This is a genomic window from Pseudomonas sp. W17, from assembly GCF_040268305.1.
Taxonomy (GTDB): Bacteria; Pseudomonadota; Gammaproteobacteria; order Pseudomonadales; family Pseudomonadaceae; genus Aquipseudomonas; species Aquipseudomonas protegens.
Window position 1 is genome coordinate 4,933,108 of sequence record NZ_CP158490.1, and the last position, 19,880, is coordinate 4,952,987.

The 19,880-nt window shown below is 65.9% G+C and carries 4 protein-coding genes; 1 reads left to right on the forward strand and 3 read right to left on the reverse strand.

Going from position 1 to position 19,880, the window contains the following annotated elements:
• Positions 1–4 precede the first annotated feature (4 nt).
• Both ABCR88_RS22605 and ABCR88_RS22610 read right to left on the reverse strand, forming a co-directional pair.
• On the reverse strand, positions 5–6,586 hold the full coding sequence (locus tag ABCR88_RS22605; protein ID WP_350403575.1) for an amino acid adenylation domain-containing protein: 6,582 nt from the start codon (positions 6,584–6,586) through the stop codon (positions 5–7).
• Complete coding sequence (locus tag ABCR88_RS22610) at positions 6,586–17,733, reverse strand: non-ribosomal peptide synthase/polyketide synthase (protein WP_350403576.1); 11,148 nt, start codon at positions 17,731–17,733, stop codon at positions 6,586–6,588. The genes ABCR88_RS22605 and ABCR88_RS22610 overlap by 1 nt, the downstream gene beginning before the upstream one ends.
• Before the next feature lie 212 nt (positions 17,734–17,945).
• Between ABCR88_RS22610 and ABCR88_RS22615 the strand changes: the two genes are divergently transcribed.
• Positions 17,946–18,914, forward strand: a complete 969-nt coding sequence (locus ABCR88_RS22615) for a siderophore-interacting protein (protein ID WP_350403577.1) — start codon at positions 17,946–17,948, stop codon at positions 18,912–18,914.
• Positions 18,915–19,095: 181 nt separating this feature from the next.
• Here the strand turns inward: ABCR88_RS22615 and ABCR88_RS22620 are convergent, their stop codons facing one another.
• Positions 19,096–19,836, reverse strand: coding sequence for an alpha/beta fold hydrolase (locus ABCR88_RS22620; RefSeq protein ID WP_015636428.1), 741 nt, complete (start codon positions 19,834–19,836; stop codon positions 19,096–19,098).
• Positions 19,837–19,880 lie beyond the last annotated feature (44 nt).

The window sequence follows — 19,880 nt, forward strand, 5'->3', positions numbered from 1 at the left end:
TCGCCTAAGAAATTATTTTTTCAAGATCATCGGGAGATAAACGTTTGAGGGCCTCCAAAGATTTAGCCAATTCATCCTGCAGTGAAGAAGTTGTCTGCCGCAGGGCCTGAACCTTCTCGATAAAGGCCGCGAGGCTCTCCGCGCCGAACAGCGACTTGATGGGCATATCCACGCCAAACTGCTGCTTGACCCGAGTCACCACCTGAGCCACCAACAGGGAGTGGCCGCCCAGCTCGAAGAAGTTGTCGCTCATGCCCACCCGATCCTGCTTCAGCACATCGGCCCAGATCGCCGCGATCTGCTGCTCCAGTTCGCTCTGCGGCGCCACATAGACTTGCTGCATCTGCTGGGCGTCGACCTTGGGCAGGGCCTTGCGATCGAGCTTGCCGTTGGGGGTCAGCGGCAACGCTTCCAGGAACAGCAGGTAGGCCGGCACCATGTAGTCCGGCACGTGTTCCTTGAGTGCCGTCTTGAGGCTTTCGCGCAAGGCGGCCTGGGCCTCGACGGTCGGGGTGGCCTCGCTCGGCACGATATAGGCCACCAGTTGCTGGCCGTTTTCGCCGTCATGGGCCAGGACAAAGGCTTCACGCACCGCCGCCTGCTGCACCAGCCGCGCTTCGATTTCACCCAGCTCGATACGGAAACCGCGGATCTTCACCTGATGGTCGATACGGCCGATGTACTCGATCACCCCATCGGCGCGGTAACGGGTCAGGTCGCCGGTGCGGTACAACCGGCCACCGTCGCTGGAGAACGGGTTGGGTACGAATTTCTCGGCGGTCAGCCCTGGGCGCGCCAGGTAGCCTCGGGTCACCCCGGCGCCGGCCAGGTACAGCTCGCCGGCACTGCCCACCGGCACCGGTTGCAGGTCCGGGCTAAGGATGTAGCTCTGGGTATTGCTGATGGCCCGGCCGATATTGGCCTGGCCGCCGGCCTCGCGCCGGGTGTAGGTCGAGTAGGTGGTGTCTTCCGAAGGGCCGTACAGGTCGTAGACATGCACCAGCCCGGGCTGCTGATAAAGGCTATCCACCAGGGCCTGTTTCAGTGGCTCACCCGCCAGGTTGATGATCCGCACGCTGGGCGGAATCTGCCCGCTGCGGTGCAGCGCGGCAATCGCCGAAGGCACGGTATTGATCAAGCGCACCCGGTCGCGGTCCGCCAGCTCTGGCAGTTCCAGGGCGTTGCGGGCCAGGACGATGGAACCGCCGCTGGACAGGGTGACAAACAGCTCCCACACCGACAGGTCGAAGCAGATCGAGGTGGAAGCCAGCACCCCTTGCAGGTCTGCAGTGCTGTACACCCGGTTCGACCAGTCGATCAGCGCCAGCACGTTGCGATGGGCAATCGCCACGCCCTTGGGCAGGCCGGTGGAGCCGGAGGTATAAATCACATAGGCCAGATTGTCCGGGGTCGCGCGTGGCGCCGGGTCGTCTGTCGAGTAGCCATCCAACCAGCCCGGCTGGGCATCCAGTTGCAGGGTCTGCAAGGACTCCACGGACGGCAGCAGCGACAGCAAGGCGCTTTCGGTCAGCAGGATCTGTGCCTGACTGTCGCGCAGCATGTGGGCCAGACGGTCCTGGGGATAATCCGGGTCCAGTGGCACATAGGCGCCACCGGCCTTGAGCACCGCCAGCAGCGCCACGACCATTTCCGGGGTGCGCTGCAAGGCCACGCCCACCCGCACTTCAGGCCCCACGCCCAGTTCGATCAGCTTGTGCGCCAGACGGTTGGCCCGGGCATTGAGTTCCCGGTAGCTCAGGCGCTGGCCGGCAAATAGCAGGGCTTCGGCGTCGGGAGTTTTCTGTACCTGGGCTTGCACCCACTGGTGTACAGAGTGCTCGCCGAAAAACTCGCCGGTGGCCGGGGTCCACTCGTGCAGCAACTGGTGCTGCTCGGCAGCGCCCAGCAGCGGCAAGTCCCCCAGGCGCTGGCGCGGCTGCTGGACAATGCCCTGCAGCAACTGCACCCAGGACTGGGCCAGACGCTCGATGGTGGACGCCTCAAACAGGTCGGAGGCATAGGTCAGGGAAGCCCAGAGGCGATCCCCGGACTCGAAGGTATCCAGGCTCAGATCGAACTGGGTCGTGCTGTCCTCGCCACTGAGCATCTGCACCTGCAACCCTGGAACCTCCAGGGTTGCAGCGTCCTGGCGGGCGGCAGCCTGGTGGTTGAACATCACCTGGAACAGCGGGCTGTAGCTCAGGCTGCGCTCTGGCTTGAGGGCTTCCACCAGTTGTTCGAAGGGCAGGTCCTGATGCTCCTGGGCCTCCAGCGCGGCTCTTTTGACCTGACTTAGAAAGTCGCTGAAGCTCAGTTGCCCGTCGACTTCAGCCTTGAGCACCTGGGTATTGACGAAGAAGCCGATCAGGCGCTCGGTCTCCACCCGGTTGCGGTTGGCGGTGGGCACCCCGACGCGGATGTCCGCCTGACCGCTGTAGCGGTGCAGCAGTACCTGGAACGAGGCCAGCAACAGCATGAACAGCGTGACCCCTTCACGCTGGGCCAGCTGTTTCAGGGCCCCCGGCAAGGCGCCATCCAGGCTGATGCCATGGCGCGCGCCCTTGTGGCTTTGCTGCAACGGCCGCGGATGGTCCAGGGGCAAATCCAGAACCTGAGTGCCGCCTTCCAGTTGCTGCAACCAGTAATCCAGTTGCCGCTCGCGCTCACCGGCTTCCATCCACTGGCGTTGCCAGGCCGCGTAGTCCGCGTACTGCACCTCCAGCGCCGGCAACTCGGCCTCCTGCCCCTGGCTATGGGCGCCATAGAGCCGGATCAGTTCCTCCACCATCAACTGCATCGACCAGCCATCGGAAACGACGTGGTGCTGGACCAGCACCAGCACATGCTCGTCCGCCGCCAGGCGCACCAGGGTGGCCCGCAGCAAAGGCCCCTGGCGCAGGTCGAACGGCTGACGTACCTGGGTGTCGATGACCTGCTTGATCAAGTCATCGGTGTTGCGGGCCTCCACCAGCAGAGACAAGTCCTGCTGGCTGATGGGCAAACGGGCCTGGGCCGCGATTACCTGGGTCAGGCCCCCGGCGCTTTCGACAAAGTGCGTGCGCAAGCTTTCATGGCGGGCGATCAAGGCATCGAAACTGCTTTGCAGGGCCTGGCTATCCAGAGCGCCACGCAGGCGCAGGGCCATGGGGATGTGATAGGCGCTGCTGTCGGGGTCCAGCTGCCAGAGGAACCACTGGCGTTCCTGGGCATAGGACACCGCCAGCGGCTGCTGCCGGTCCACCAGGGGAATCGGCTGGAGTGGCTGGGCAGTTTCCGGGCCCAGCAGGCGGACGAAATCTTCCAGCGACTCGCCTTCGAACAACAGCTTGAGGGGGGCCTCGATGCCCAGCTCCTGGCGGATGCGCGACATCACCTGGGTGGCCAGCAGCGAATGGCCGCCGAGCTCGAAGAAGTTATCGGTCAAGCCGACCTTTTCCAGTTTCAGCACCTGGGCCCAGATCCCGGCCACTTGCTGTTCGCGCTTGCTGCGCGGGGCCACGTGGGCCTGCTGCAACAGGCTGCCGTCGATGGCCGGCAAGGCAGCGCGATTGAGCTTGCCGTTGGCGGTCAGGGGCAGCGCCTGGAGGAACAGCACATGGGCCGGAACCATGTAGCCCGGCAGGTGCTCGCGCAGCCCGGCCTTGATGGCGTCGCGCAGGGGCAGTTGCTCGGCAAGCGGGTCCTGGCCGTTCCAGTCCAGGCCGGCGGGCACCACGTAGGCCACCAGTTGCGGGCCGTCGGGACCTTCCGGGGCCAGCACCACCGCCTCACGCACCGCAGGCAATTCCAGCAGCCGCGCTTCGATCTCCCCCAGCTCGATACGGAAACCGCGGATCTTCACCTGGTGGTCGATACGGCCGATGTAGCCGATCGAACCGTCGGCCTGATAACGCGCCAGATCACCGGTGCGGTAGAGACGCCCACCAGCCTCGCCAAACGGGTCCGGGACAAACCGCGCCGCACTCAAGTCGCCGCGGTTCAGGTAGCCCCAGGCCAGCCCGGCACGCCCGACATAGAGTTCACCGATGCAGCCCTTGGGCACCGGTTGCAGGTTGCTGTCCAGCAAATACCAGGACATGTCGGGGATCAGCTCGCCAATCGGGCTGGCCCCCGCCAGGCTCAGGTCCGCCACGGACAAGGGACGGTAGGTCACGTGCACCGTGGTTTCGGTGATGCCGTACATGTTCACCAACTGCGGGCGCTGATCGCCGAAACGCTGGAACCAGGGTTGCAGGGTATTGACCTCCAGGGCCTCGCCACCGAACACGATGTAGCGCAACCGATGCGCAGGCTCGGCGCTGCAGGCCACGTGCATCAACTGGCGGAACGCCGACGGCGTCTGGTTGAGCACCGTCACGCCCTCGCTGCAGAGCAGCGGGTAGAAGTCCTGGGCCGAGCGCGCCACCTCCTGGGGGACGATCAGCAGCCGCCCGCCATACAGCAGGGCACCGAAGATCTCCCACACCGAGAAGTCGAACGCATAGGAGTGGAACAGGCTCCAGACATCCTCGGCGCCGAACTGGAACCACTGCTCGGTGGCCGCGAACAGGCGCAGGACGTTGTGGTGTGGCTGCAAGGTGCCCTTGGGCTTGCCGGTGGAACCGGAGGTGTAGATCACGTAGGCCAGGTCTTCGGGCGTCACCCCGACCTCGGGGTTGTCTACCCGGTAGCCGTCCAGGGGTTGCTCCAGCAACCAGGTACTGCCGGCAAACGCCGGCAAGCCCTGCAGCAGATGCTCCTGGGTCAGCAGCAATGCGATGGCGCTGTCCTGCATCATGTGCTGCAGGCGGTCCTGGGGATAGGCCGGGTCCAGCGGCACGTAGGCGCCGCCGGCCTTGAGGATCGCCAACAGGCCGATGACCATCTCCAGGCTGCGCTCCACCGCCAGCCCCACCAGCACATTGGGCCCCACGCCCTGCTCGATGAGCTTGTGCGCCACGCGATTGGCCCGCTCGTTGAGCTGCTGGTAGTCCAGGCTCTGCCCGGCGAAGGTCAGGGCAATGGCCTGGGGCGCCCTGGCGGCCTGGGCCTCGATGAGCTGATGGACGCAGGCCCGGGAAGGGAATGCCTGCTGCTGCCGGTTCCACTGGTCGAGGATCTGCGCCCGCTCATCAGCCTCAAGCAAGGGCAACAGGCCGATGCGCTGCTGTGGCTGGCTGGCCACGCTTTGCAGCAACTGGCGCCAATGGGCGGCCAGGCGCTCGATGGTGGCGGCGTCGAACACATCGGTGGCATAGACCAGGGACGCGGCGATCCGGCCCTGGGTTTCCACGGTGTCCAGAGTCAGGTCGAACTGCGCCGACTGCCCCTGGGTGTCCAGGGCCTCGATGCTCAGGCCAGGCAGGTTCAGGGGTTTGCCTGCGACCGCCGCTTCCACCTGGTGGTTGAACATCACCTGGAACAGCGGGTTGTAGCTCAGGCTGCGCTCCGGCTGCAAGGCCTCTACCAACTGCTCGAACGGCAGGTCCTGGTGCGCCTGCGCCGCCAGGGCGGTCTGGCGTACCTGCTGCAGCAACTGGCTGAAGGACATCTGCCCGTCGATCTCCGCCTTGAGCACCTGGGTGTTGACGAAGAAGCCGATCAGGCGCTCGGTCTCGACCCGGTTGCGGTTGGCAATGGGCACACCGACGCGGATATCGGCCTGGCCGCTGTAGCGGTGCAGCAGGGTCTGGAACGAGGCCAGCAACAGCATGAACAGGGTCACCCCTTCCCGCTGGGCCAGGCTGCCCAGGGCTTCACTCAACGGCTGCTCCAGGGTCAGCTCCAGGCGCCCGCCCCGATGGCTCTGCACCGCGGGGCGCGGGCGATCCAGAGGCAGTTCGAGCAAGGGTTGCTCGCCGCCCAGTTGCGCTGTCCAGTAGGCCAGTTGCCGGTCCTTTTCACCGGCCTCCATCCAGTGGCGCTGCCAGAGGGCGTAGTCGGCATACTGGATCGGCAGCGCCGGCAACGACGCCGTCTGCCCTTGGCAGAAACCGATGTAGAACGCGATCAGTTCATCCACCATGACCTGCATCGACCAGCCATCGGAGACGATGTGGTGCTGGGTCAGGACCAGCACATGGTCATCCTCGGCCACCTGCAACAGGCCGACCCTGAGCAACGGCCCGGCCAGCAGATCGAACAGTTGCCGGGTCTGGGCCTGGACGAAGTCCTGCACGGCCGCATTGATCTGCTGCTGGCTCGCCTGGGCCGGCAGTGCCTGGCGCACCAGTTCCAGGCGCACCTCGGGGGCGACCACCTGCAGCGCCGTGTCGGCCTCCTCGACGAAATGCGTGCGCAGGCTTTCATGCCGGGCGATCAGGCTGTCGAAGCTGCGCTGCAAGGCCTCGACATTCAGTTTCCCGCGCAGGCGCAGGGCCTTGGGAATGTGATAGGCCGTGCTCTCGGGCGCCAGTTGCCAGAGGAACCACTGGCGTTGCTGGGCATAGGACAGCGGCAGGCGCTCCTGGCTCAGGCGCACCTCGGGAATCGGCAGGTTGGCCGGGGAGATGCCCTGTTCGAGCATCTTCTGCAGGTAGACCTTGCGCTTCTCCAGGGGCAGCAGGATGAAGCCTTTGACAATTTTCAGCGCGGTGGTGTTGTCCATTACACAGCCTCCATTTCGTCGAGCAACAGTTCCAGCGCACTCAGGTCGGCGCCTTGCACCTGGCCGGGCGTCTGTTGCAACTGGCTGACGAACAGCCCCAGGGTGGGAAATTCAAACGCCATCTGCACACTGACCTGGCGCCCAAGCTTGAGCTGGACTCGAGAGACCATCGCGGTTACCAACAAGGAATGCCCACCTAGTTCAAAGAAGTTATCGTTCATGCCCACTTGCTCGACCTCCAGCACCTGGGCCCAGATCGCCGCGACCTGCTGTTCCAGTTCGCTCTGTGGGGCGATGTAGGCCTGCTGCAACAGGCTGGCGTCGGCCTTGGGCAGGGCCTTGCGGTCCAGCTTGCCGTTGGGGCTCAGCGGCAGCGCTTCGAGGAACAGCAGGTGCGCCGGCAGCATGTAGTCCGGCAGCACCTCCTTGAGGGCCGCTTTGAGTTGCTCGCGCACCTGTGCCTGCTGTTCCGGGCTCTCTACCGCCACGCCCGCGGCCGCCACTACGTAGGCCACCAGCTGTGGACCACCGGCCGCCTCCTGGGCCAGCACCACGGCTTCGCGCACCAGTGGCAGCTCCAGCAGCCGCGCTTCGATCTCGCCCATTTCGATGCGGAAACCGCGGATCTTCACCTGGTGGTCGATGCGCCCGGCGTACTCGATCACGCCCTCGGCGTCATAGCGGGCCAGATCGCCGGAGCGGTACAGGCGACCGCCATCGCTGCTGAACGGATCGGGAATGAAACGCTCGGCAGTCAGGCCTGGGCGGTCGTGGTAACCCCGGGCCAGCAGCTCGCCCCCGATCATCAGCTCGCCGGTGGCGCCGCTGAGGGTCAGGTTGCCGCTGTTGTCCAGCAAGTAGATGGAGCGGCCCGGCAAGCCCTTGCCCAGCGGCATCTGGCTCGGCAAGGCTTGCCCGTCCTGCAGGTAACGGCTGCAGTCATGGGCGGTAACGCTCACCGTGGCCTCGGTCGGCCCGTAGGTGTTGAGCAGGCAGGCGTGTTTCAGGCCGGCCTTCTTCCACGCCGCCACGCCTTCTGCCGGCATGGCTTCGCCCCCCAGGTTGAGCTGGCGCAGGCGGCCAAAGTCGCGGGGTTCGCGGCTGGCGAAGTCCTTGCCCAGCATGAACCAGTAGGCGGTGCTCAGATCGACGATGCTGATGCCCTGCTCGATCAGCTCGCGGTAGAAGGTTTCGCTGTCCCACAGCGCCTTGCCGCGAATCACCACCGAGGCGCCACAGATCAGCGCCGGGTACAGCTGTTCGACAAAGGCGTCGAAGTTGAAGGTGGAGAACTGCAGGCCACGGTCTGCCGCGCTCATTTTGAAGTAGTCCCGGGAAACCTGGGCGTGCTGGGTCAAGGCGCGGTGGCTGATATCCACACCCTTGGGCCGGCCGGTGGAACCGGAGGTGTACATCACATAGGCCAGGTTGTCGGCTTGGGCCCGCGGCGCTGGATTGTTCAGGGAGTAGCCGTCCAGGCCCTGCTGATCCAGGCACAGGTGGGGTACCTCCACCCCGTCGCGCAGGCGTTCCAGCAGCGGCGACTGGGTCAGCAGCAGCTGGATGCCGCTGTCCTGCATCATGTAGTGCAGGCGCTCCTGGGGGTATTCGGGGTCCAGCGGCACATAGGCGCCACCGGCCTTGAGCACCGCCAGCAGGCCGACAAGCATGTCCAGCCCGCGCTCCACGGCAATGCCCACCCGCACATCCGGGCCCACGCCCTGCTCGATCAACGCATGGGCCAACTGGTTGGCCCGCTGGTTGAACTGGCCATAGCTCAGTTGCTCACCGGCACACAGCAGCGCCACGGCATCCGCAGTGCGTGCGGCCTGGGCCTCGATCAACTGCTGGACGCAGAGCGGCGACAGGTCTCGCGCCGGAGTACGGCTGCGTTGCTCCTCGATCAAGCGGCGCTCGGTAGCGCCAGTCAACGCCAACTCGCCGATGCTCGACTGCGGCTGCTCCACCAGCGCCATGAGCACCTGCTCCAGGTAGCCCGCCAGTTGCCGGATGTTCGCCTCGGCGAAATGCTCCAGGGCATAGCTGTAGTCGAACGCCAGGGTCTGCCCCAGGTACACCGACAGGGTCAGTGGGTAGTTGGTCTGCTCATGGTTGGCCGCCATGCCGAAGCTCAACTGCGCCGGTGCACCTTGGGCCAGGGCCTCGGACACCGGGTAGTTCTCGAACACCAGGATATTGTCGAACAGCGCCTCACCCCCCAGGCCCGCCCAGCGCTGCACGTCGTACAGCGGCGTGTGTTCGAAGTCGCGCAGGGCCAGGTTGCATTCCTGCACCAGTTGCAGCCAGTCACTGACCGGCATGTCCGGGCGCGGCGCAGCCACGACCGGCAGCGTGTTGATGAACAGGCCGATCTGTTGCTCCACGCCCTTGAGCTCCGCCGGGCGCCCGGACACCGTGGCGCCGAACACCACGCTGTCCTGCCCGGTGTAGCGTTGCAGCAGCAACAGCCACGCGGCTTGCACCAGGGTGTTGACCGTGACCTTCTGCTGGCGGGCGAACTCGCTCAAGCGTTGCGTCTGTTGCAGGTCCAGGTGCTGTTGATAGGCGGCGTAGCCCTTGCCGGCCAGGGCCTGGCCACCGCGGCTGATGGCCTGGGCCAGACGGGTTGGCTCATCCAGGGCCGCCAGTTGCTGCTTCCAGAAGGTCTCGCTGAGCTGGGCGTCCTGGCGTTGCAGCCAGGCGATGTAGTCGCGATAGCGCCCGGGTGCCTGGCTCGCGAACTGCCCCGCATAGCGCTGCAGCACTTCCCCTAGCAGCCGTGAGTTGCTCCAGCCGTCCATCAGGATGTGGTGGTTGGTGTAGATCAGGTGGTAACGCTGCTCGCCAGTGCGCACCAGGGTCAGGCGCAGCAGGGGCGCGGCCAGCAGGTCGAAACCACGCAGGCGCTCTTCTTCGGCCAAGCCATCCAGGGCGGCCGGCACGGCCTCGTTCGCCCGCCAGTCATGCTCGACAAAGTCCAGGCGGATACGCTTGTGCACCACCTGGATCGGCGCCGGCAGCTCGCCCTGCCAGAGGAAGCCGCTGCGCAGGATGTCATGGCTGTCGATGGCCGCCTGCCAGGCCTGGCGGAAGCGCTCGGGTTCGAGCCCGTCCACATCCACCCGCAGTTGGTTGATGTAGTCGCCCGCGCCCTGCTCGTAGAGGGTGTGGAACAGCATGCCCTGTTGCATCGGCGACAGCGGATAGAGGTCCTCGACCTCGGCCAGGGCCAGTGGCAACTGGTCCAGTTGCTGTTGGTTCAGGCCCGCCAGCGGGAAGTCCGACGGGGTTACCCCACGGTGCTCGGGCTGGCTGCAATGCTCGATCAGCGCCTTGAGTTCCCGGGCGTAGTCATCCGCCAGGTGCTCGATGGTGGCGGTATCGAACATCGCCTGGCTGAAGGTCCAGCCCAGCTTCAATTGGCCGCCATAGACCTGGCCATTGATGCTCAGCCAGTTGCCCAGCGGAGCCTGGGCGCCTTGATCGGCACCCTTGGCTTCGGCGCTGGGGGCAAACCAGGCATCCGGCTCATCGAAGCTGCCATCGAACTGGCCCAGGTAGTTGAAGGTGATGCGTGGCACCGCCAATGCCGCGAGGGTCTGTTGCGCCGCTTCGTCCCCCAGGTAGCGCAGGGCACCAAAGCCGATGCCCTTGTTGGGCACGGCCCGCAGCTGTTCCTTGATGAGCTTGATCGAGTCGGCCAGGGCCGGCTGCGGCGTCAGCTTCACCGGGAATACGCTGGTGAACCAGCCCACGGTGCGGCTCAGGTCGATGCTGTCGAACAGCTCTTCGCGGCCGTGGCCTTCCAGTTGCACCAGGGCGCTGCTGTCGCCGGTCCAGCGGGTGATGACCCGGGCCAGGGCGGTGAGCAGCAGATCGTTGATCTGGGTGCGATAGGCCGCCGGCGCATCCTGCAACAGGCGCTGGGTATAGCTTGGGTCCAGCTCGGTGCTGACACTCCTGGCATCCTTGATCACCACCTGATCCGTTGCCCGGTCGCAGGGCAGGCCCGAATCCACGTCCTGCAACTGCGCCTGCCAGTAACCCAGCTCTTGCTGCAGCGCCGCGCTGCGGGCATAGGCTTGCAACTGGCCGGCCCAGGCCTGGGAGGAGCTGGTCTTGGCCGGCAGCTTGATGGGTTGCCCGGCGGCCTGCTGTACCAGGGCCTGATGCAGGTCCTCCAGCAGCACCCGCCAGGACACCCCGTCCACCACCAGGTGATGGATGGCCAGCAGCAGGCGCTGGGTGCCATCACGCAACGTGAAGAGCACGGCACGCAACAAAGGCCCCTGTTGCAGATCGAGGCTGCGTTGCGCGGTATCGCACAGGGCTTGCAACGAATCTTCAGTGGCGTCGTCCGCCAGCCACAGCAGCGCATCGGCCTGCGTCGCCGCCAACGGTGCCGCAGTCATCTGCCCCAGCGGGGCATAAGTCGCGACCCAGGCTGCGCCTTCTTCGACAAACTTCAGGCGCAGGCCGTCGTGGTGTTCGAGCAAGGCTTGCAAGCCCTGCTGCAGTGCCTCGGCACTCAGAGGCTTCAGCGGCTTGAGCAGCACCGACTGGTTCCAGTGATGCCGTTCCGGCACCGGGGTGTCGAAGAACCACTGCTGGATCGGCAGCAGCGGCATCTGCCCACGCACCGGGCCCTGGTCGATCTGCAAACCACCCTCGCCCTGCTCCGCCACCGTGGCCAGCCCCTGCACCGTCTGGTGCTGGAACAGGTCCTTGGGGGTGAAGCGGATACCGGCCTGCCGCGCCCGGCTGACCACCTGGATCGAGATGATCGAGTCGCCACCCAGCTCGAAGAAGTTGTCGGTGACGCCCACCTGCTCAAGCTTCAGCACATCGGCCCAGATCGCCGCGATCTGCTGCTCCAGGTCGTTTTGCGGCGCGACGTAGGTCTGCTGCATCAGCTGCGCATCGACTTTTGGCAGCGACTTGCGGTCCAGCTTGCCGTTCGGCGTCAGCGGCAGCGCTTCGAGGAACAGCAGGTAAGTGGGCACCATGTAGTCCGGCAGGCTTTCCCGCAGGCGAGCCTTGATGCTCTCGCGCAACTGCGCCTGGCGCTCGTTGCTCGACGCCACCTCGGCGTCCACCGGCACGATGTAGCCCACCAGCTGCTGGCCGCTCGGCCCTGGCTGGGCGATCACCGCCACTTCCAGCACCGGGTCCTGTTCCAGCAGGCGCGCTTCGATCTCGCCCAGCTCGATACGGAAACCCCGCACCTTCACCTGATGGTCGACACGGCCCACATATTCCACCAGGCCGTCGGTGCGGTAGCGGGTCAGGTCGCCGCTGCGGTACAACCGGGCACCGGTGGTGCTGTAGGGGTCAGGGATAAAGCGTTCCGCTGTCAGCCCAGGTCGATCCAGGTAACCCCGGGCCACGCCCAGGCCACCCAGGTACAGCTCGCCCGCCACGCCCACCGGTAACAGGTTGAGGTTGGCATCGGCCACGTAGGCGCTGCGGTTGCCGACGATATTGCCGATAGGCGCGTAGGCCGCATCACAGGGATCACCGACACGGGCCTTCCAGATCAACGGAGTGACCACAGTCTCGGTCGGGCCGTAACCGTTGAAGATGTACTTCGGACGCAGCACTCGCCACGCCAAGTCGTAACTGGCCTGGGGCACGGCATCGCCGCCGAAGCAGTAGACCCGCACCGCCGGCGGATTGCCGTCGCGCTCGGCGTGCACCGCCAGTTGTTGCAGATACACCGGCGGGAACACACCGACGGTGACGCCGTAGCGGTGCATCTGTTCGTAGGTGAATTCCGGCGACCACAGGCTGTCATCACGGATCAGCACGCTGGCCCCGTAGATCAGCGGGTGCATCCAGCCTTCGTGGGAGCCGTCGAAGGCGAAGGACATGAAGTGCAACTCGCAATCCGCCGGGCTCATTTCATAACGTTCGCCGGTGGCCAGGCTGTGCATGGCCAGCGGGCCGTGGGACACCGCCACGCCTTTGGGCAGCCCGGTGGAACCGGAGGTGTAGATCACATAGGCGAGGTTTTCCTCGGCCAGATCCACTTGGGGGGCGCTGGCCGGGTAGCCGGCAAAATCTGCGGCCCGTTCCACCGACAAGGTCGGCAGGCCATCGGGGATCGGCAAGCGATCCAGCAGATGGTTCTGGGTCAGCAGCAGCCACGCGCCGCTGTCTTGCATCATGTAGCGCAGGCGGTCCTGGGGGTACTCGATATCCAGCGGCACATAAACCCCACCAGCCTTGAGCACAGCCAGGAAGGCCACCATGATTTCCGCGCAACGCGGCATGGCGATGGCCACCCGCACTTCCGGGCCAACGCCCAGTTCGATCAACTTGTGCGCCAGTTGGTTGGCCTGAATATCCAGCTCGCGATAGCTCAGGCGCTGCTCGGCGAAGAACACCGCTGGTGCATCCGGCGCCTTGGCCGCCTGATCGGCAAACAGCTGGTGGACAAAACGATGGGTCGGGTAGACCACATCGGTGTGGTCCCACTCCTGGCGAATACGGCGCTGCTCGTCCTGGCCCAGCATCGGCAGCTCGCCCAGGGCTTGCTGCGGTTCAAGCATGCCTTGCAGCAGATTGCGCCAGTGATCGGCAAGGCTCTGGACGGTGGAGACCTCGAACAATTCGCCGGCATAGATGAACGAAGCGTTGATCCCGGCGTCGGTCTCCAGGGTTTCCAGGGTCAGGTCAAATTGCGCGGTACCGCCCTGCAGGACCATTTCCTCGGCTTGCAGGCCCGGCAGGCTGGTGCCGTCGGTGCTTTCCCCGGCAATGCTCAGGTGGTTGTACATCACCTGGAACAACGGGTTCTGGTCCAGCGCACGCTGGGGCTTGAGGGCATCCACCAGACGATCGAACGGCAGGTCCTGATGGGCCTGGGCGGCCAGGGCCGTGGCCTTGACCTGACGCAGCAACTGCCCCACCGGCAGGCTCGGCGCCAGCTCGACGCGCATCACCAGGGTGTTGACGAAGAAGCCCATCACCCCTTCCATTTCCTGGTGGCGGCGATTACTCACCGGCACTCCGATGCGGATATCCGGCTGATCGGAGTAACGGTGCAGCAGCAACGCGAACGACCCCAGGAACAGCTGGAACAGGGTCATGTCATGTTCCCGCGCCACTCGCCGTAGCCCTTGCTCCAGGTCCGCCGGCAGGCGCAGACCCAGGCGTTCCTGGCGGTGGGAGACCAACGCCTGGCGTGGATGATCCAGAGGCAGCTCCAGAACCGGATGCTCCAGCCCCAGTTGCTGGCGCCAGTAATCCAGCTGGCGCTGTTGCTCGCCCTGCTCCAGCCAGCTGCGATGCCAGTTAGCGTAGTCGGCGTACTGCACGCTCAACGGCTCGAACTGCGGTGCCTGCCCCTGGATCAAGCCGCGGTACAGCGCGACGAATTCCCGGGCCAGCACACTCATGGAGGCGCCATCGGAAATGATGTGGTGCAAGGTCACCACCAGCAGGTAATCGCGCTCGGCGATCTGCAGCACCCGGGCCCGGCACAGGGGCCCGCGCTCCAGATCGAACAGTTGCTGGGTCTCCTCCAGGGCGCGGGCCTGGACGGCTTCGCGGGGCAGGCCCGGCGTCAATCGCTCCCAGGCCACGCTGATCGCGCCCTGTGCATGCACCACCTGGCACAGGCGTTCCTGATGCTGGGTGAAGGTGGTGCGGAACGCTTCATGGCGCTGGGCCAGGGCATCGAAGGTCTGCTGTAAGGCAGCCTGGTCCAGTTCCCCCTGCAAACGGACCACGATCGGCGTGTGGTAGGCGGTGCTCTGCGGATGCATCTGCCAGAACAGCCATTGCCGCTGCTGGGCATGGGAGGCCGGCAAGGGCCCATCACGCTCCAGCACCTCGATCTGCGGCAGTGCCGCGGCGCCCGCGCAGGCCTGTACCTGTTCGACGAATTCGTCCAGGCGCGAGGTTTCGAACAGCACCCGCAGCGGCACGTCCGCCCCCAGCAGGCGACGCACCCGGGACATGATCTGGGTTGCCAGCAATGAATGGCCACCCAGGGCGAAGAAGTTGTCGCCCAGGCCCACCCGCTCGACCTTGAGCACCGCCTGCCAGATCGCCGCGACGCCCTGCTGCAGCTCGCTGACCGGGGCCATAAAGGCTTCCACCGGCGCCTGCTGCTGCAATGGCGGCAGGGCCCGCAGGTCGAGCTTGCCGTTGGGGGTCAAGGGCATGCCGGCCAACGCCAGGAAATGCATGGGCAGCATGTAGTCGGGCAAGGCCACCGCCAGTTGCCGGCGGATCTCCTGCCACGCCGCCTCCGGTTCCTGAGCCTTGGCCAGTACCACATAGGCCGCCACTTGCGACTCGCCCGCCACACTGACCACCTGTGCCACGGCGTCTTCGACCTGGGGCAACTGCTTGAGGGCCGCGGTGATTTCCCCCAGCTCGATACGGTAACCGCGGATCTTCACCTGATGGTCGATGCGGCCCAGGTAGTCGATAACCCCGCCGTCCAGATAGCGCGCCAGGTCACCGGTGCGGTACAGGCGCTGCCCGTCGCCGCTGAAGGGGTCCGGCACAAAGCGCTCGGCGGTCAAGGCCGCGCGCTGGTGGTAACCCCGCGCCAGGCCGGCGCCACCCAGGTACAGCTCGGCCGGAGTGCCGGGCGCCACCGGTTGCAAGGATGCATCCAGCACCCGCGCACGGACGTTGGCCAGCGGCAGGCCCAGGGGCACCACCGCCCGCTCGTCCGCCAGCGTGGCGGCGGCCATGGTCAGGGCGCCGACCGTGGTTTCCGTGGGGCCGTAGTGGTTGAACACCGCGCACTCCGGTGCCAGGGTCGCGATCCTGCGGACCAGAGCCGCCGGGCAGGCCTCGCCGCCCAGCACCAGGCACTGGCGCGGCAGGGAGCGGGCCGGTTCTTCGCCACTCATCAGCGCCTGCAAATGCGACGGGACGATCTTCAATACATCAATCTGGTGGGTGTGCAGGTAGGCGCCGAAGGCGTCGGCGTCCAACCCGGTATCCAGGTCGATCACGTGCAGGCAACTGCCGGAGCACAGGGCGCCGAACAGCGTGGTGTGGCCAAGATCCGCGGCGATGGTCGAGACCACGGCCATAGTGCGCGCAGCCCCCAGCGGCAGGCGCTGGATGATCGCCTGCACATAGTTGGCCAGGGCTCCGTGGGTGATGCTCACGCCTTTGGCGGCACCGGTGGAGCCGGAGGTGTAGATCGAATAGGCCAGGTTCCCGGCAGCCATCCCGGGCAAGGCTGCCAGCGGATCGCTGTCCGGCGCCCAGGCCTGTGCCTGATCCAGCAACAGCACCTCGACCCGGGCCGCCACCGGCAGCCGCGGCTGCACCGCCGTCTCGCTCAGCAGCAGGCGTACGCCGCTGTCTTCAAGCATGTAGCTCAAGCGCTGTTCGGGGTATTGCGGGTCCAGGGGCACATAGGCACCGCCGGCCTTGAGCACCGCCAACAGGCCCAGCACCATCTCCAGGGAACGCTCCACAGCGATACCCACCGGCACTTCCGGCCCCACGCCACGCGCCACCAGCGCTGCGGCCAGACGGCTGGCACGCAGGTCCAGCTCGCGGTAGCTCAGGCACTGCCCGGCGAATACCAGGGCCGGTGCTTCGGGCTGCGCGGCGACCTGGCGGGCAAAGAGTTCGAGCACCGATTCGGCGCTGAACACCTCTTCTGCGCCAGCCCCCTGGGCCAGGAAGCCCCGGTGCTGCTGGGCACTGAGCAGCGGCAGTTCGGCAAGCGCCGACTGCGGCTCGCGCACCATCGCCCACAACAGGTTCTGCCAGTGGCCGGCCATGCGCTCGATGGTCTGCGCTTCGAACAACTGGCAGTCGTAGGTGAAGGCGGCCTGCAACTGGCCACCGCGTTCGAAAGTGTCCAGGGTCAAGTCGAACTGCACCGTGCGCTCGTTGCGCGGCAAGGCCTGCACTTGCAGCCCGGAGCGGCTGTGCAAGGTGGTCAGTTCGGTGACCTGGGGCTGGTGGTTGTACAGCACCTGGAACAGCGGGCTGTGGCTCAGGCTGCGCTCCAGGTGCAGGGCTTCCACCAGGCGTTCGAAGGGCAGGTCCTGATGGGCCTGGGCGCCCAGGGTAGTCTCGCGGATATCGGCCAGCAGTTGCTGCACTGTCAATTGCGGGCTCAGTTCGGTACGCAGTACCTGGGTGTTGACGAAGAAACCGATCAGCCCCTCGGCTTCCTGGCGCGTGCGGTTGGCGATGGGCACGCCGACCCGGATGTCCTGCTGGCCGCTGTAGCGCGATAGCAGCAGCTTGAAGCCGGCCAACAGCACGGCAAACAGGGTCACCCCCTGCTGGCGCGCCAGGGCGCCCAGTTGCTGGGCCAGGGGTTGTTCCAGGGCAAAATCCAGGCGGCGCCCCTGGCGGCTGGAATGGGCCGGCCGCGGATGGTCGGTGGGCAGTTTCAGCGGCGGATGCTCGTCACCCAGCTTGGCCTGCCAGTAGTCCAGTTGCCGCTCCTGCTCCCCTGCCTCCAGCCAGCTGCGCTGCCACAGGGCGTAGTCGCGGTACTGGATCGGCAGCGCCGGGACGTTCGGCACCTCGCCCTGGAGCAGGCTGTCGTAGGCGTGCAGGAATTCTTCGATCAAGACCCCCATCGACCAGCCATCCGCGACGATATGGTGCAGGGTCAGCAGCATCACGTGCTCCTGCTCGCCCAGGCCCAGTACGCAGACCCGCAGCAAAGGCCCCTGTTGCAGATCGAAGGGCCGGCGCGCTTCGGCGTCGGCCAACTGCTGCACCCTGGTTTCGCGCTGCGCCGGGTCGAGGTCGCAGAGCTCCCGATAATCGATGTCGACCCGCGCCTCCTGGATCACCTGCCGAGGCTCATCGTCCTCCAGGGCAAAGACCGTGCGCAGGCTCTCATGCCGCTCCAGCAGCCAGTCGAAGGCCTGCGCCAGCACTGCCCGGTCCAGCGGCCCGCTCAGGCGGACCGCGTTGGGCAGGTTGTAGGCCGCGCTCTGCGGATCCAGTTGCCAGAGAAACCACATGCGCTGCTGCGCATAGGACAGGGCCTGGCGATCAGGCACCGCAACCCCCGCCGGAATCGGCAGCAGAGAGAAGTCGACGCCTTCCTTGTCCAGAGCCTTCAAGAACAGCCGGCGCTTTTCCAGCGGCAGTTCAATGAATCTGCGGGCGAGCTTCAAGGAGTCTTCTGCATTCATCGGGAGTCATCCGTACTTACTTGTTGGGTATCGAGCATTGGCTCGGTCATCCCTACGGAACGGATGAAGGCCGGGGAAAATTAACCCCGCACAGCGCCAGAACAACCCGCTTGCGGGCCCCTCAGGGTGATTGGGCAGGCGCCGCCAGCAGTAAATCACCCCGCTCATCCTTCGTTCCTTCCTTATCCTCCCCTTGCAGCAGGTACCCGCCCATGTCTTCCGCTCAATCGCTGACCGGCCTCCTCACCCAAGGCTTGCGCAAACTGACCGGCATCGACCGGTCCAGGCCAAAGGGCTACCGGGTAATCAACGTCGAGCTCAAGCAGCGCATCCACCTCAGCCCGTCCATGGCCCGCCTGGTGTTCACCGGCGAGGACATCGCCCAGGCGCGTACCCTGGCACCGGACCAGCGCATCAAGCTGCTGTTTCCCGGGGCCGATGGCACGCCCTCGCAACTGCCGGTGGAAGGCGACTGGCAGGCGGCCCGGCGCAAGCTGCCGGCCGAGCAGCAACCGCCAATGCGCACCTACACCATTCGCGCCCTGCGCCTGCACCCTGCGCAAATGGATGTGGATTTCGTCCTGCACGGGGTCAACGGCCCGGCCTCCGCCTGGGCCACCCATGCCCAGCCCGGCGACCGCCTGCAGATGGTGGTGCCGAACAAGGCCTACAGCGGCGACCCCGGTGGTTATGAATGGCTGCCGCCGGCGGGGATCCGCAAGGTGCTGTTGATGGGCGATGAAACCGCGCTGCCGGCGATTGCCGGCATTCTGGAAGAACTGCAGGGTTATCCGGACCATCCGGATGTGCAGGCGTTTATCGAAGTGCCCTATGAAAGCGATTGCATCGACCTGCGCTGCCACCCGCTGGCGCGGATCAACTGGTTGCCCCGGGACCTGCTGGGCGCACGCCATGGCGAAACCCTGATCCATGCCGCCCGGGAGCTGGCCGAACTGCCGCCGGCCAACAGCCAGCGCCGGCCGATCAAGGTTTCCGAACGCAACGACGAACAACGCCTCTGGGAAACCGCCCAACCGGCGGACAACGATTTCTACGCCTGGGTGGCCGGCGAGTCGGCCACGGTGATGAACATTCGCCGCCACCTGATCAACGAGCGCGGCCAGGAGCGTCGCAACCTGACCCTGATGGGCTACTGGCGCCTGGGCAGCTCCCTGGGTTGAGCCCCACCAACCGCCCCACCCTCTTCCCTGTAGCCGCTGCTGAGCCCGCGAAGCTGCACAAAGGCCCGCCGGGCCTTGCTTGGCGATCGCCAGCCGAACCCCTGGCGAACCCGGGATTTTTGCGCCCCTGCGGGCCGTGCGCAGCCTGCGCCAGCGGCTACAGCAAGCAAGTGTGTAGCCGCTAGGAAACCGCGGCTACCGGTTGCAGGTGGCGGCGGCGATGCACCTCCAGATGGCCCTTGAGCAGGCTCAGCACCTTGGCCTCGTGCTCGTGGATGAAGAAGTGCCCGCCCGCCAGCATGTCCACCGAAAAACTGCCGTGGGTTTCCTTGCTCCAGCCGATCAGTTGCTCGGTGGTGGCGCGATCCGTCTTGCCGCCCAGCACATGCACCGGGCAATTGAGCAGTGGCCGTTGCACCGGGCGAAAGCGCCCGCACAAGAGAAAGTCGGCCCGCAGGATCGGCAAGGTCAGGCTCATCAGTTCCTGGTTGGCCAGCACTTCTTCACTGGTGCCGTTGAGGGTGCGCAACTGTTCGATCAGTTGCTCATCGGTCTTGGGCTCGGCAAACCCCCGGTCGTATTCGGTGCGCAGGGTCGGCGCAGCAGTGCCCGAGGCGAACAGCGCCACCGGCTCCGGGCACCCCAGCGCGCGCAGGGCATGGGCCAGTTCGCAGGCCAGCAAGGCGCCCAGGCTGTGGCCGAACAGGGCGTAAGGGGTACGCAGCGTGCCCCGGATTTCCAGGGCAAGCTGCCGCGCCAGCTCGCGCATGTCGGTGTGCAGCGGCTCGGCATAACGGGCGCCACGCCCGGGCAGCTCCAGCGGTTGCAGGTGCAGCCACTGCGGCAGCTTGCGGCGCCAGCGGCTGTAGACCATGGCGCTGGCGCCGGAATACGGCAGGCACAGCAGGTTCAACTGAGTCACGGTTATTCCCTCGACGGATGGACGCTAAAGAAACGCAGCACGAG